At 69.6% G+C, this 13,434-nt stretch carries 12 protein-coding genes; 9 read left to right on the plus strand and 3 right to left on the minus strand.

Annotated features, from left to right (window positions below; translation table 11 throughout):
• Nucleotides 1–182 precede the first annotated feature (182 nt).
• Nucleotides 183–1,136, plus strand: a complete 954-nt coding sequence (locus AC1ECW_RS15105) for a hypothetical protein (RefSeq protein ID WP_409706608.1) — start codon at nucleotides 183–185, stop codon at nucleotides 1,134–1,136.
• Between the two features lie 114 nt (nucleotides 1,137–1,250).
• Here AC1ECW_RS15105 and cueR read toward each other — a convergent pair whose 3' ends face one another.
• Both cueR and AC1ECW_RS15115 read right to left on the minus strand, forming a co-directional pair.
• Nucleotides 1,251–1,682: a Cu(I)-responsive transcriptional regulator gene (cueR, locus tag AC1ECW_RS15110; protein WP_409706605.1), complete on the minus strand. Its 432-nt coding sequence runs from the start codon at nucleotides 1,680–1,682 to the stop codon at nucleotides 1,251–1,253.
• Nucleotides 1,679–4,075 carry a heavy metal translocating P-type ATPase gene (locus AC1ECW_RS15115; protein WP_409706602.1) on the minus strand — a complete coding sequence of 799 codons (2,397 nt, stop codon included), beginning with the start codon at nucleotides 4,073–4,075 and terminating at the stop codon, nucleotides 1,679–1,681. Before AC1ECW_RS15115 ends, cueR begins: the two co-directional genes overlap by 4 nt.
• Nucleotides 4,076–4,215: 140 nt before the next feature.
• On the opposite strand from AC1ECW_RS15115, the gene AC1ECW_RS15120 reads away from it, so the two are divergent.
• Nucleotides 4,216–4,407, plus strand: coding sequence for a heavy-metal-associated domain-containing protein (locus AC1ECW_RS15120; RefSeq protein WP_409706599.1), 192 nt, complete (start codon nucleotides 4,216–4,218; stop codon nucleotides 4,405–4,407).
• A 6-nt stretch (nucleotides 4,408–4,413) separates the two neighbouring features.
• Here AC1ECW_RS15120 and AC1ECW_RS15125 read toward each other — a convergent pair whose 3' ends face one another.
• Nucleotides 4,414–4,845, minus strand: coding sequence for a DUF1841 family protein (locus AC1ECW_RS15125; protein ID WP_409706596.1), 432 nt, complete (start codon nucleotides 4,843–4,845; stop codon nucleotides 4,414–4,416).
• A gap of 49 nt (nucleotides 4,846–4,894) precedes the next feature.
• On the opposite strand from AC1ECW_RS15125, the gene AC1ECW_RS15130 reads away from it, so the two are divergent.
• The 7 genes from AC1ECW_RS15130 to AC1ECW_RS15160 all read left to right on the plus strand — a co-directional run bounded on the left by AC1ECW_RS15130 (nucleotide 4,895) and on the right by AC1ECW_RS15160 (nucleotide 13,433).
• A complete protein-coding gene (locus tag AC1ECW_RS15130) occupies nucleotides 4,895–5,647 on the plus strand; it encodes a sulfite exporter TauE/SafE family protein (RefSeq protein WP_409706593.1) in 753 nt (250 codons plus the stop codon).
• 522 nt (nucleotides 5,648–6,169) lie between these two features.
• Nucleotides 6,170–6,787: a nucleotide-binding protein gene (locus AC1ECW_RS15135; protein ID WP_409706590.1), complete on the plus strand. Its 618-nt coding sequence runs from the start codon at nucleotides 6,170–6,172 to the stop codon at nucleotides 6,785–6,787.
• 10 nt (nucleotides 6,788–6,797) lie between these two features.
• Nucleotides 6,798–7,253, plus strand: coding sequence for a MaoC family dehydratase (locus tag AC1ECW_RS15140; protein ID WP_409706587.1), 456 nt, complete (start codon nucleotides 6,798–6,800; stop codon nucleotides 7,251–7,253).
• A 177-nt stretch (nucleotides 7,254–7,430) separates the two neighbouring features.
• Complete coding sequence (locus AC1ECW_RS15145; RefSeq protein ID WP_481202168.1) at nucleotides 7,431–8,171, plus strand: response regulator; 741 nt, start codon at nucleotides 7,431–7,433, stop codon at nucleotides 8,169–8,171.
• Nucleotides 8,172–8,200: 29 nt separating this feature from the next.
• Nucleotides 8,201–9,736 carry a B12-binding domain-containing radical SAM protein gene (locus AC1ECW_RS15150; RefSeq protein WP_409706581.1) on the plus strand — a complete coding sequence of 512 codons (1,536 nt, stop codon included), beginning with the start codon at nucleotides 8,201–8,203 and terminating at the stop codon, nucleotides 9,734–9,736.
• A 25-nt stretch (nucleotides 9,737–9,761) separates the two neighbouring features.
• Nucleotides 9,762–11,567 (plus strand): sensor histidine kinase, encoded by a 1,806-nt coding sequence (locus tag AC1ECW_RS15155; protein WP_481202169.1) that lies wholly within the window; start codon nucleotides 9,762–9,764, stop codon nucleotides 11,565–11,567.
• A 12-nt stretch (nucleotides 11,568–11,579) separates the two neighbouring features.
• Nucleotides 11,580–13,433 carry a hypothetical protein gene (locus AC1ECW_RS15160; RefSeq protein WP_409708316.1) on the plus strand — a complete coding sequence of 618 codons (1,854 nt, stop codon included), beginning with the start codon at nucleotides 11,580–11,582 and terminating at the stop codon, nucleotides 13,431–13,433.
• Nucleotide 13,434: the final 1 nt, after the last annotated feature.

Consider the following 13,434-nt stretch of genomic DNA (forward strand, 5'->3'; position numbering starts at 1 on the left):
ACGGCGGCGCCGAGCAGATCGTGGTCAACCCGGCCGACCTCCAGCGCGGGCACCTGGGGCCGCGCCAGTTCACCGGCTGGGGCTATGACGAAGGCGGCCTCCAGGTCGATCTGGTGGGCGTGCCCGTTTTGCAACACCACTGGTTCGAAGCGAACTGAACCCCAAGCCAAACCAACCCAACCATGACCATTCCGCTCATTCCGCAAGAAATCTACCTGCTCGAGCGCTACAGCTCGCTGGAGTACTTCGGCCAGATGCGCGACCACTTCGCCGAGTGTGTCAAGGCCGCCGAAGACGCGCTCGCTGAATTCATGCGCCATATTCCGCCCGACTACCGCAGCCGCCCGCTGCACCAGCAGCCCGATGCGGTGTGGGGCGAGCGCGTCATTCCCAACATGCAGTGGGCGCTGGCCGGCCTGAACGACGGCTACATCCGCATCTCGCATGGCGATCTGGACGGCTTGGGGTTCGCGGGCAACGTCGAGACGACCGTCGCCTCCATCAGCCGCGACTACCGCATCGAGTGGATGCCGCAGCCTTTTCAAGACCAGTACGATCGAGCCGAACGGCTGGCCAGCGAGATGGCCTCCAACATCGCGCATACCGAGCAGGGGAATTGGGCTTTTGGGGATTTGAGTTTCAGATACAGGGAAGATGCGCGCGGTCCGCTGAATGCACCGGCCAGTTGGCCGGTGTACCGCCTCAATCCGCAGGTGCAGGTGCGCACTGGCGAGAAGGTGCCGCGCAACGGCATCTACCTGCCGCAAAACGGCCCGTCCGCGGCCGCCTTGCTGATCGAGGGGCAAAAGGCCATCGATGCCGAGATGTGCATCAATGCCGAGGAGCTGCTGCGAGACCCTGAAGACGCTCGCCCGCGAAGCCGCCGCGAGCCCACGCTGTGGACCTTGGTCGAGCGCGTGGCCGACGAGGGTGGGGACAATCCCATGCCGGCCACCGGGGAGGCGGCGCTGCGCCTCAAATGCGACGCCGGATCGCCTTGCCCGCGCACGGGCTGGTGGTTCACGCCGGCCAAGGCGAACAGCCGCCGCCACTTCCAGGCCGGCCAGATCATGCCGGACCTGCACGCCGACTGGGGCCTGACGATTTGGCAGTGGGATGTGCGGCAAGACGATTGAAGCTTGCTGCGCCTGGCCCGCGCGCAAGCTGGCCTCGGCCTGTGCATGGCGCATCACCGCCCTGGGGCGCCGGGGCTTGGCACCTGCAGGTTGGGCCTGCGGCAGCGTTTGTTCTCACCGAAAGCGTGTGTTCGGCATGGGGCAGTGAGCAGGAATCCCGTCGGCCGCCAGGTCGTCGAGGATCGGACACTGCGGCCGGTCATCGCCGTGGCAGTGGGCGGCGAGCTGCTCCAGCGTGCGCTTCATCGCCTGCATGGCCTCGATGCGCTGCTGCAGGTCGGCGGCATGCGCCAGCGCGATGCGCTTGACCTCGCTGCTGGCGCGCCGGCGGTTGCGCCACAGTTGCAGCAGCGTGCGGATCTCTTCGATGCCAAAGCCCAGGTCGCGCGAGCGGCGGATGAAGCGCAAGGTGTGCACGGCCGCGTCGTCGTACTGCCGGTAGCCCGAGGCGGTGCGGGCGATCCGGGGCAGCAGCCCCAGGTTTTCATAGTGGCGGATCATCTTGGCGCTGACCCCTGAGGCCTGCGCCGCCTGGCCGATGTTCATGACGCACTCCTGGCGGACGGTTTCCAGCGCCTGAGCAGCAGCGCATTGCTGATCACGCTCACGCTGGACAAGGCCATGGCCGCGCCGGCGATCACCGGGCTGAGCAGGCCAAGGGCCGCCAGCGGCAGACCCACCACGTTGTAGATGAAGGCCCAGAAAAGGTTCTGGCGGATTTTGCGCGTGGTGCGGCGCGACACGTCGATGGCATCGGCCACCAGGCGCGGGTCGCCGCGCATCAGGGTGATGCCGGCGGCATGCATGGCCACGTCGGTGCCGGTGCCCATGGCCAGGCCCACGTCGGCGGCGGCCAGGGCCGGGGCATCGTTGAGGCCATCGCCCACCATGGCCACGCGCCGCGCTGCACCGCCCTCGGCAGGCGCCTTGAGTTCGGCGATGACACGCGCCTTGTCTTCGGGCAGCACTTCGGCGCGCACATCGCTCATGCCCAGCGCCGCCGCGGCGGCCAGCACACTGCCCCGGTTGTCGCCGCTGACCAGCACCGTGCGGATGCCTTGGGCATGCAGCCGGGCGATGGCCTCGCGGGCCTGGGGTTTGAGGGCGTCGCCGAAGGCCAGCAGGCCCAGCAAACGGGGCACCGGCGCTGTTTCGGCCAGCCAGGACACGGTGCGGCCCTGGGTCTGTAGCGCCAGGGCCGGGCCGGCCAGGGGCGAGGCGTCCAGCCCCAGTTCCTGCAGGCCGCGGGCATTGGCCAGCACCAACTCGCGCCCGCCCACGCGGCCGGCCACGCCCCGTCCGGGCAGGGCGCGCACGCCTTCGGCGGCGGGGTGGGGCAGCGAGCGCCGGGCGGCGGCGTCCAGCACCGCACGGGCCAGCGGATGCTCGCTGCCCGATTGCAGCGCCGCGGCCCAGGCCAGCAGCTCGTCGTCGCCGATGCCGGGCACGGCCTGCATCGAGACCAGCGCCGGCCGGCCCAGGGTGAGCGTGCCGGTCTTGTCAAAAGCCACGGTGTCCACCGCATGGGCCACTTCCAGGGCCTGCGCATCCTTGATGAGGATGCCGTGGCGCGCGGCGATGCCTGTGCCGACCATCAGCGCGGCCGGCGTGGCCAGGCCCAGCGCGCACGGGCAGGCGATCACCAGCACCGAGACGGCGTTGAGGGTGGCCGCGGACCAATCCCCCGTGGCGAGGCCCCATCCCAGCACGGTGATCAGCGCGATGCCGACCACCACCGGCACGAACACCGCACTGACCCGGTCGACCAGGCGCTGGATGGGCGCCTTGTGGCCCTGAGCCGATTCCACCAGTCGCACGATGCGCGCCAGCGCGGTCTCGGCGCCCACGGCCACGGTGCGCAGCACGATGCGGCCTTCGGCATTGATCGAGCCGCCGGTCACGCGCTCGCCCGGCCCCTTGCTCACGGGCAGGCTCTCGCCGGTCAGCAGCGATTCGTCGACATGGCTGTGGCCTTCGAGCACTTCGCCGTCCACCGGAACCCGTTCGCCGGGGTGCACGATCACGATGTCGCCCACCACCACCTCGGCCAGGGGCAGCTCCCGCTCCTCGTCCCCGCGCCGCACGCGGGCTGTCTCCGGGGCCAGGGCCTGCAGCGCGCGGATGGCCTCGGTGGTCTGGCGCTTGGCGCGCGCTTCCAGCCACTTGCCCAGCAGCACCAGGGTGATCACGACGGCCGCCGACTCGAAGTACAGGTGTGGCATGCCGCCGTCGCCGGCAAGCAGCAGGAAGACGCTCAGACCGTAGGCTGCGCTGGTGCCCAGGGCCACCAGCAGGTCCATGTTGCCCGTGCCGGCGCGCAGGGCCTTCCAGCCGGCGCGGTAGAAGCGGGCACCCAGCCAGAACTGCACCGGGGTGGCCAGCAGCCACTGCAGCCCGCCGTCGAGCATCCAGTGCCGGCCGAAGAAGTCGCCCACCATGGGCGCGGCCAGCGGCAGCGACAGCAGGGCCGCCAGCGTCACGGCCTGGCCTTCGCTCAGGCCGCGCCGTGGGGTGGCCGCCGGCACGGCGGCGGCGTCGGGCCGGTGGGCGGTGTAACCGGCGTCGCGCACGGCTCCCAGCAGGGCGGCGTCGCTCACGCCTTGCACAGCCGTGACGGTGGCGGTCTCGGCGGCCAGATTGACATGGGCCTCGATCACCCCCGGCACCCGCATCAGGGCCTTTTCGACACGGTGGACGCAACTGGCGCAGCTCATGCCTTCGATGCGCAGGAGGCGCTCGTGGCGCGGCACGTCGTACCCGGCGGCCTGGACGGTGCTCACGAGCGTGGGCAGGGGACACTGTGCCTGCACGGTGGCCGATTCGGTGGCGAGGTTGACGCTGGCGCTTTCCACGCCCGGCAGTTGCCTGAGGGCCCGTTCGACGCGGCCCGCGCAGGTGGCGCAGGTCATACCGTCGATCGGCAAGGTGTAGGTGGTCATGGCAAGGCTGGGAGAAGTGAACAATGACGTCAGCGTAGACCTTCACCTGATGTCAAGGTCAAGCGCGAATTTCGGGCTTGACCTTGACATGATGGCAAAGTCTAAAGTGAAGTCATCTCTACCACCGACAAGGCCTTGCCATGATCGAACTGACCCTGAAGGACATGACCTGCGGCCACTGTGTGCGTACCGTCACGCAGACCCTCCAGAAGCTGGACCCGCAGGCACAGGTCGAGATCGACCTGCCGAGCCAGCGCGTGAGAATCGAGACGCAGCAGCCGCTCGAGGCCGTGCGCCAGGCGCTGGCTGAGGAAGGCTATCCGGCGAGCTGATCCGGCTCAGCGCGTCGCGCGCCGGCGCACGCAGTCGATGTAGGCCTCGCCATCGGGCGGCAGGCCGCTGCGCTGCGAGGCCCACAGCATCTGGCCCAGGCATTCCATCACCTCGTGGTGGGCCTGGTGCAGTGAGCCCAGGCGGCGCGCCAGCAGCTCGGTGGCCTGGCGGATGCCGCGCGGCTGGTCCACGCTGGTCTGCTCGCTGATCGACAGGTGCATCGCCAGGTGCAGGAAGGGGTTGGTGCGCCCGTCCTCGACCTCGTAACTGGCCGCCACGGCGGCCTGCGCATCGGCCAGATCCGGGTGGTATTCCGGGTGCTGGCTGATCCAGTCGGCGGCCATCGCCTCCATCGGCGTCAGGGGCTCGCCGGCGCGTTCCTTGCGGAAGGTCTCGCAGAAGAACCGCCGCACATCGTGTTGGGTGGGCGCAAACATCGGACAATTGTCCCCCGTTTTGCCGGCCTGCGCAGCCGAGATTCCGCCCATGCCCTGGCTCATCACCGACCCCTGGTTCTACGCCGCGGCCATCCCGGCCGTGCTGCTGATGGGCCTGTCCAAGAGTGGCTTCGGCTCGGGCTTCGGCTCGCTGGCCGTGCCGATCATGGCGTTGACGATCCCCGTGCCCCAGGCCGCGGCCATCATGCTGCCGCTGCTGGCGGTGATGGACATCCTGGGCGTGACCGCCTACCGACGCCATGTCGACCTGACGCTCATTCGGGCGCTGCTGCCGGCCGGCCTGCTGGGCACGGTGGTGGGCACGCTGCTGTTCGGTGTGCTGTCGGCCCGCCTGGTGGCTGCGGTGGTGGGGGCGCTCACGCTCGCCTTCCTGGCGCAGCGGCTGTTCTTCCCGCCGCGTGCCGATGCCCCGCCGCCGCCGCTGTGGCTGGGCCGGCTGCTGGCGGTGGCCTCGGGCTTCACGAGCTTCGTCGCCCATGCGGGCGGGCCGCCCATCAATGCCTATGTGCTGCCGCTGCGCCTGTCGCCGGTGGTGTTCTCGGCCACGATGGCGGTGTTTTTTGCGGCGGTGAACGCCTCCAAGTGGATCCCGTATGCCTGGCTGGGCCTGATCGACTGGCGCAACATGGTCACGGCCCTGGCCCTGATGCCTTTTGCGCCCCTGGGCGTGTGGCTCGGCGTGCGCCTGGTGCACCGGGTGCCGCAGCGGGGGTTCTACCGGCTCGTGTACGCCGGCATGTTCCTCACCGGCGGCAAGCTGCTCTGGGACGGCTTGCGCTGACCATTCTGCGGACGCGGGCCGGCACCTGCGGGTGGGGGACATGCTCCCATGGTGCCGCGCGAGATCGGCGATGGCCAGGCTCTGCTCCACGTCGTCCACTGCGATCATCCGCACCCGTGCGTTTCGGCACCGGTGGTGCGCCACAGGCCGAGACGGGTGGCGTTGCCATGGTCCTGTCCGCCGCGGCCGTAGGTCCAGCCCAAGGTCAGCGCCTCGTCCCCGTCACCGCTTGATCAGCGGCGGCATGCCGGACCCGCGGATCGGGTGGGGCCACACCATGAGTCAGGCTGCGGCCAGGGCCTGTTGTTCACGCGCCACATCGATCAGGTCGTCGGGGGGGCGTCGGGGTACAGGGCCGAGAGGTCGCGCACCGCGACGGCCGGGCCCGCCTCCGAGCGGGCGGCTTGGAGATCAGGCGGCGCGTCCCTTGCGAAAGCTGCAGGCGCGGATGCGCGGCCAGGACAAGGATCGAGGACATGGCCGCTAACATAGCCGAATACCAACCCGAAGACGGAGGGTGCGATGCCGGTGATCGTGGTGGCCAATCCGAAAGGCGGCGTGGGCAAGTCCACGATCGCGACCAACCTCGCAGGCTATGTCGCATCGCAGGGACACCGGGTGATGCTCGGCGACGTCGACCGCCAGCAGTCCGCCCGCACCTGGCTTGCCCTGCGGCCGCAAACGGCTCGGCCCATCGCCGGCTGGGACGTGGCGCACGACAACATCGTGCGTCCACCCAAGGGCACGACCCATGTGGTGCTGGACACCCCTGCCGGGTTGCACGGCCGGCGCTTCGACGAGGTGATGAAGCTGGCCGATCAGATCATCGTGCCGTTGCAGCCCAGCATCTTCGACATCTATGCCACCCGCGGCTTCCTCGACCAGGTGCTGGCACATCGCAAGTCTGGCCACGTGAAGGTGGGCGTGGTCGGCATGCGGGTGCGCGAGCACACGATCGCGGCCGACCAGCTCAGGGCCTTCGTGGCCCAGCTCGAGGTGGCGGCGCTCGGCTACCTGCGCGACACCCAGATCTACATCCACCTGGCCGCACGCGGCCTGACACTGTGGGACGTGGCCCCCGGCCGGGTCGAGCGCGACCTGCAGCAATGGGAGCCCCTGATTCAATGGCTGCAACTGTGAGCGAACACGCATGAGAGTCTTCGAGACCCTGGAGGAGCTGCGCCCCCTGGTGGGCCAGACCATCGGCATCAGCGACTGGATCACCATCGACCAGGAGCGCATCAACCTCTTTGCCGAAGCCACCGGCGACCACCAATGGATCCACGTCGATCCCGAGCGCGCCCGGGCCGGCCCTTTCGGTGCCCCCATTGCCCACGGCTTCCTCACGCTGAGCCTGCTGCCGCTGTTCTTTGCCACCGGCTTCGAGGTGCGCCAGGTGCGCATGGGTGTCAACTACGGGCTCAACAAGGTGCGTTTCCCCGCGCCGGTGCCCGTGGGCAGCCGGCTGCGGGCCCACTTCCGGCTGCTGGCCTTCGAACCCGTCGATCACGGCGGGGTGCAGCTCACGGTGGAGGCCACCGTTGAACGCGAAGGCTCGGCCAAGCCGGTGTGCGTGGCCGAGTCGATCAGCCGGCGCTACCCCTGACCTTGCGCCGATGCCTGTCCTCCCCCCTTTGGGGGTGACGTTGCCAGCGAGCGTCCACTAGCATTGCGGCCTGTCGCGGATCAATAATCCACGAAAGCCGCTGCGCGCCACGCGGGCAGCCGGCTGTTGCCGCGAGTGCTGCCGGTCCGGCCCGGTGTTTCCATGAGGGGAAAAGGCATGCGAGTCCTGCTGGTCGATGATCATCCGCTGATCCTGTCGGCGTTGCAGACGGTCATCCAGGGCCTGGGCGACGGTGTCGAGGTCCAGGGCGTGGGCAGCGGCCGTGCCGCCCGCGAGATGCTGCAACGCGATGCCAACTTCGACCTGGTCATGCTCGACTTGGCCCTGGGCGATGCGAGCGGCTTCGACCTGCTCAGCGAGTTCCGCCAGGCCTACCCGGCGCTGCCCGTGGTCGTGGTCTCGGCCTCGGACCGCGCGTCCGACGTGATCCGTGCGATCGACCTGGGGGCCATGGGTTTCGTGCCGAAGCGGGCCTCCAACGAGATCCTGTTCGAGGCGCTGCGGGTGGTGATGTCCGGCGGCATCTATGTGCCGCCGATGACCCTGGGGCGCAACACCGAACCTGCCCCCGCGTCGGCCGACAGCGACACCGAGCCAGACGGCTACCTGCACACGGTGAGCGGCGAGGCCGAGCGGGGCGGCTACCAGAGCGTGCCCTCACCAGCTTCGCTGGGCCTCACGCCCCGCCAAGCCGAGGTGCTGGCCCTGCTGCTCCAGGGCCAGCCCAACAAGCTGATCGCCCGCGAACTCGGTCTGTCCGTCGAGACCGTGAAGGACCACGTCGCCGCGGTGCTGCGTGCGCTCGGCGTGAGTTCGCGCACCCAGGCCGTGCTGGCCGTCAGCCAGATGAGCCGGCAGCACGGTGGCTTCCAGGCCTGGCGCGCGACGCAGCACTGAAGACGCATCCTGTTCCCCGGGTGCGTCCGATGCGCGTTGCCATCATCTCCGTCTTCACCGACTACCACCGCAAGGGCCGCCACCACCGCGGTGGCCTGCAGCCGCAGATCGGCCCCTTGATCGCCGGCCTGCTGCCCGACTGGTGCGAAGTGGAGATCGTCAACGACACCTGGGACGATCCGGACTGGTCCAAGACCTACGACCTCGTCTTCCTGTCGTGCGTGCATGCCGATTGGGACCGGGCCCGCCAGATCAGCCACTACTACCGGCGCCGCGGGGCCCGCACCGTGCTCGGGGGCAGCATGGCGGGCACCTACCCGCACCTGTGCGCGCCCTACTTCGATGCCGTGGTGATCGGCGACCCGGAAGACACCGTGGGGCGCGTGGTCGAGGATGCCCGCGCCAACCGTCTGCAGCCGGTGTATCGCTCGGCCGGCTATTTCGCCGATCGCGTGCCCGTGCCGCGCATCGCCCCGGTGGCGCGCCAGCAGGTCTTCCCGCTGTCGGTGGAAGCCACCCGCGGCTGCCCCTATGCCTGCGACTTCTGCGCCCTCACGGCGGTGGGCACCCGCCATGCGCTGCGTCCGGTACACACCGTGGTGCGCGACATCCTGGCCGGCCAGGCGGCGCTGCGCGAGGCTGGCGTGGCCGGCTGGAAGCGCCGGCTCATCGTCTTCTACGACAACAACCTGGCGGGCAACCTGCGGTGGTTTCGCGAGCTGTGCCTTGCGCTCAAGCCCTTGGACGTGCTGTGGGGGGCCTGTCTGACCTTCAACGTCATCGCCAACCGCGACTTGCTCAAGCTGATGTACGACTGCGGTTGCCGGGCCGTGTTCGTCGGACTGGAGACCTTCAACCCGGACACGCTGGCCGACATCACCAAGCCGCAGAACAACATCGGCAAGATGGCCCAGGCCATTGCCCAGAGCCGGGATGAAGGCATCCTGGTGATCGCCGGCCTCATCGTGAGTCCCGTGCACGACGACGAGGCCTACATCCGCTCGCTGCCCGACCACCTCGACGCCTGCGGCCTGCACGTGCCGAGCTTCGTGTCCTTCGAGACGCCCATCCCCGGCACGCCCTTCTTCGACCGCATGGCCGCCAGCCCGCAGCCCCTGTTCCTGCCCAACGCCAACCTCTACGACTTCAGCGCCTACACGCTGGTGCTGCAGCCGCACAAGGCGCCGTTGGATGCCTTCCTCGCGGCCTACCACGAGACCATGCGGCGCATCTATGCGCCGCCCAGACGTCTGGCCAAGCTGGCCGACGACCTGCCGCGCCTGCTGCGGCGGGGCTCGTGGACGGCCGCGGCCCTCGACCTGGGCGACATGTGGGTCACCAACTTCGACCCCGTGCCGGGCCGCACCTTCATGGCCGGCACCGACACCCTGCCGCCGGAGACCGTGCCTTTCGAGCGCGACGATTTCGACTCCGAAGCCCAACGACTGGACATCTGCAGCCCCACGCTCGTGACCGACGAGGAAGGCCGCGTGCTGCCGGGCTGGCGCCGGCACGAGAAGGTGTTCAACCTGGAAGCCCTTCGCAAGAGTGCCGTGACGGCCTGAGATGAACCCGACTTCGACCCTGCCCATGTCCCGTAGCGCTGCGCGCCCCCTGGGGGCCCACGACCCCGAACTCCCGGACCACGTCCGCAACCTCTACACCTACACGTCGTCGAGTCTGGTCGGCAACCTGATCGGTGCCATCGTGATCGTGTTGTTGTATGCGGGCTTTGCCGCGCCGGCGGCGCTCATCCTGTGGTGCCTGGGGTTCTCCGCGGTGTGGATCTACCGGGCCTGGATCGCCGCCCGATTCAGGGCGCTGCAGTTGCGCTCCGACACCGACTTTGCCCGCTGGCGGCGCCTGTGGCTGGCCGGCGTGCTGGCCTCGGGCGCGCTGTGGGGGGCGGCGGCGTGGCTGTTCTACGGGGCGGGCGGCAGCATCCAGCAGATCGGTCTGATCATCACGGTGTACAGCTACTGCGTGGCCTCGGTGCCGGTGCTGGCGGACCAGCAGCGGGCCTTTCTGACCTTCCTCGGCCTGTGTTTCCTGCCCACGATCGCCCGCATCGCCGCAGAGCACACGCTGTACAGCTACGAGCTCGCTGGTGTGCTGCTGCTGGCCATGGGCATGACGGCCCTGCTCGGGCGCAACTACCGCCAGGCCATGGACCGCGTGATCGAACTGAAGCTGCAGACCGAGCATCTGCTCGAACAGTTGCGCAAGGAAAAGGCCGCTGCCGATGCAGCGCGCCAGGAGGCCGAAGTGGCCAACCGGGCCAAGACGCAGTTCTTCGCGGCCGCCAGCCATGACCTGCGCCAGCCGCTGCACGCGCTGGGGCTGTTCGCCGAGGCGCTGCGCAACAAGAGCCGCGACGAGGAGGTGATCCAGCTCGTCAACAGCATCAACAGCTCGGTCGATGCGCTCGAAGGCCTGTTCTCCGAACTGCTGGACATCACCAAGATCGACACCGGGGCGGTGGAGGTGTCGCCCCAGCACTTCCGGCTGCAGGATCTCTTTGCCCGCCTGCGGCTGCATTACGAACCCACCGCTTTCGAAAAGGGCCTGGCCTTGCGATTCCGCGGCGGGCATCGTATGGCCCACGCCGACCCGGTGCTGGTGGACCGCATCTTGCGCAACCTGCTGTCCAACGCCATCCGCTACACCGAGGACGGCGGTGTGTTGGTGGCCTGCCGGCAGCGTGGCGAGCGGTTGCTGCTGCAGGTCTGGGACAGTGGCGTGGGCATTCCCGAGTCTGAACAGTCGCGCATCTTCGAGGAGTTCTACCAGGTCCCCGGCGAGCGGCCGCCGGCCGCTCACGACCGCAAGGGCCTGGGCCTCGGGCTGGCGATCGTCAAGCGCCTTGCCCTGCTGATGGACGCCCCCCTGCATCTGCAGTCGCGGCCCGGCCGGGGCACGGTCTTCACGCTGGAGCTGCCACTGGGCAAGCCGCAGCAGCGCATGCCCGAGTCCTTGCCGGCGCGGGCTCCGCTGGGCCTGACGCTCGAGCGCAAGCTCATCGCGGTGGTCGAGGACGAGCCGGCGGTGCGCGACGGCTTGGAGGTGCTGCTCAAGGGCTGGGGGGCGACGGTGGCGGTGTTCGACACGGTCAGCGCCTGCCGGCAGTGGGCCGAGCATGCGAGCTCGCAGGGCCAAAAGCCCGATCTGGCCATCGTGGACTACCGCATCGACCACCAGCACACCGGCATCGACGCCATCCATGCCCTGCGCGAGCACTTTGGGGCCGAACTGCCCGCCATCGTCGTGACGGGCAGCACCACCGCCGGGCTCGAGGAAGAGGCCCACCGGCATGACTTCCATCTCTTGATCAAGCCCGTGGTGCCGAACAAGCTGCGCGCGATGATCGCCTTCAAACTCGGTGTGCGCACCCGCTGAGGGCCCCCGGCCATGGCTTCCTCGGTGACCCTGGAGTTCCAGCTCGACGAGGACGGGGATCCGCCGCCCGCTTCGCGGGCCCCCCGCCCGGCGGGGCGTCGGCGGCCGCTCATCGAAAGGGTGGAGGGGCGCCTGACGGCGCGCGAGCTGCTTGAGCGCTTCCGCGCCGTGCGTGACCAGTGGTATTCGCCGCAGCTCGCCCCCTTCGTCGAGGGGATCGAGCGCCAGTTGGAAGAAGAGCTGCGTTTGAGCCAGGCCTGCGAGGGCCTGCCCGGCTGTGACCATCCCGACCTGTGCCGGCCAGCGGCCTCGCTCCCGCCCCGGGCCGACCCGACCGCCCGCCGCTTGCACCTGTGGCACCCGGAGATCTGGTGGATGTCACCGCTGGTGCGCCGCCGGGACACGCCGCTGAACATGCGAGTGCCGCTGGCCGACAACGCCCAAGCCCTCGTTCAGGAGCTGGCCGAGCACCTTCCTGCGGCCTGGCGCCGCGAGCGCGTGGTCGTGCAGCTCGAGGTGGAGACACACATCTACTGGGGCGGCTGCGGCCTGCGCGACCCCGATGGCGACGGGCCACAGGTCTGGTCCCCCTGCAGCTTCCGTGGCGACGGGGTCGCGGCGTCCGAGGATCTCCTGCAGTTCAGGCGCGGCAAGGTGACCTGGCTCGTGCCCACCGAGGGGGCGGCCGCTCCACGGATCCGCCGCACCCTGCGGCCGGGTGTGGGCCTGCTCGTGGCGGTGCCGATCATCAGCTTCGAGCGGCAGGAGGGGCCGGCTGGCTGGCTCAGGCGCCAGGCGCAGCGCATGCTGCGCTGGCTGGGCTGGAAGCAGCCCCTGGTCGATCGCGATCCCACCTTCGAGCGGCGCCTGCGTGCCGACGAGGCCTACTGGGCCCAGGCCTTGGGGATGCCGGCCCCCACCGATGCCGATCTGGCGCAGGCCGTGAAGACGGGGGCCCGGCTGGCACCGGCCTCCCGGCCCGCCGCGGCCCATCGGCCGCCGACCGATGGGGGCGAGTGCCTGTCGCACGTGGTGCTGCTGCACGGCGGGTTGACTTCCGCGCGCGCCAGTTGGTCGGCCTGGCTGGCCGACGCCCCCGCGGCAGCGGCACGCCCCGGCCCCTGGCAGGGCTTGCCGCTGCTCGATGGGCAAAGTGTCTGGCGTTTCGAGCACGACACCTTCTTGCGTGTGGACCGTAACATCAACCAGCTCATCGATCTGCTGGAGCGGCAGGTGATCGGCCGCTGCGAGCGCGGCACGCTGGTCCTGCTGGCGCATTCGCGCGGGGGCAACGTGGCCCGATTCGCCTTGCCGCGCCTGCGCCGGCGCTGGCCGCAGTGGACCTTCCAGGCGCTGACGGCCGGCAGCCCGCACCTGGGCACCCGGGTGTTCCGCCAGATCGGTCGGCGCTGGGCCGGCGTGAGTGTGCTGGTCGGTGTGTTCCGCGATGTGGCCTCGGGCGTGCTCGACAAGCAGCAGATGAGCGATCTGCTCATCCTGGAGCGCGCGCTGGCCTACGACATCCCGCCGGGCTTTCGCGACGTCGAGCCCGAAGGGGTGGAGCGCATGGCCAAGGGGCAGCCCCTGCCTGAAGGGCTGGCGGCCTGGGGGTCGGAATGGGCGCCGCCGCACGGACGCCCGGTCGAGGACCGGGTGTGGCATCGCGTGATCGAGGACTTCGCCGGCCTGGAGGCCGATGGGGACGGCATCGTGCCGTTGCATTCTTCCAAGCCCCAAGGCGTCGCCCAGGCCTTCGACGCCTCACCGGCTTTTCACACCGGCTACTTCGCGCATGCGCCGACGGTCGGGCAGATCCGTGCGATGCTGGAGCGCTTGCTGTCGAATCCGCCGTTGGGCCCGACCTGAG

It is taken from the genome of Caldimonas hydrothermalis, from assembly GCF_056746695.1.

Bases quoted from the DNA above. Each gene is read 5' to 3' on its own strand.
- AC1ECW_RS15105 (WP_409706608.1), top strand. From the start codon at position 183: ATGACCATTCCGCTCATTCCGCAAGAAATCTACCTGCTCGAGCGCTAC.
- cueR (WP_409706605.1), bottom strand. From the start codon at position 1,682: ATGAACATCGGCCAGGCGGCGCAGGCCTCAGGGGTCAGCGCCAAGATG.
- AC1ECW_RS15115 (WP_409706602.1), bottom strand. From the start codon at position 4,075: ATGACCACCTACACCTTGCCGATCGACGGTATGACCTGCGCCACCTGC.
- AC1ECW_RS15120 (WP_409706599.1), top strand. From the start codon at position 4,216: ATGATCGAACTGACCCTGAAGGACATGACCTGCGGCCACTGTGTGCGT.
- AC1ECW_RS15125 (WP_409706596.1), bottom strand. From the start codon at position 4,845: ATGTTTGCGCCCACCCAACACGATGTGCGGCGGTTCTTCTGCGAGACC.
- AC1ECW_RS15130 (WP_409706593.1), top strand. From the start codon at position 4,895: ATGCCCTGGCTCATCACCGACCCCTGGTTCTACGCCGCGGCCATCCCG.
- AC1ECW_RS15135 (WP_409706590.1), top strand. From the start codon at position 6,170: ATGCCGGTGATCGTGGTGGCCAATCCGAAAGGCGGCGTGGGCAAGTCC.
- AC1ECW_RS15140 (WP_409706587.1), top strand. From the start codon at position 6,798: ATGAGAGTCTTCGAGACCCTGGAGGAGCTGCGCCCCCTGGTGGGCCAG.
- AC1ECW_RS15145 (WP_481202168.1), top strand. From the start codon at position 7,431: ATGCGAGTCCTGCTGGTCGATGATCATCCGCTGATCCTGTCGGCGTTG.
- AC1ECW_RS15150 (WP_409706581.1), top strand. From the start codon at position 8,201: ATGCGCGTTGCCATCATCTCCGTCTTCACCGACTACCACCGCAAGGGC.
- AC1ECW_RS15155 (WP_481202169.1), top strand. From the start codon at position 9,762: ATGTCCCGTAGCGCTGCGCGCCCCCTGGGGGCCCACGACCCCGAACTC.
- AC1ECW_RS15160 (WP_409708316.1), top strand. From the start codon at position 11,580: ATGGCTTCCTCGGTGACCCTGGAGTTCCAGCTCGACGAGGACGGGGAT.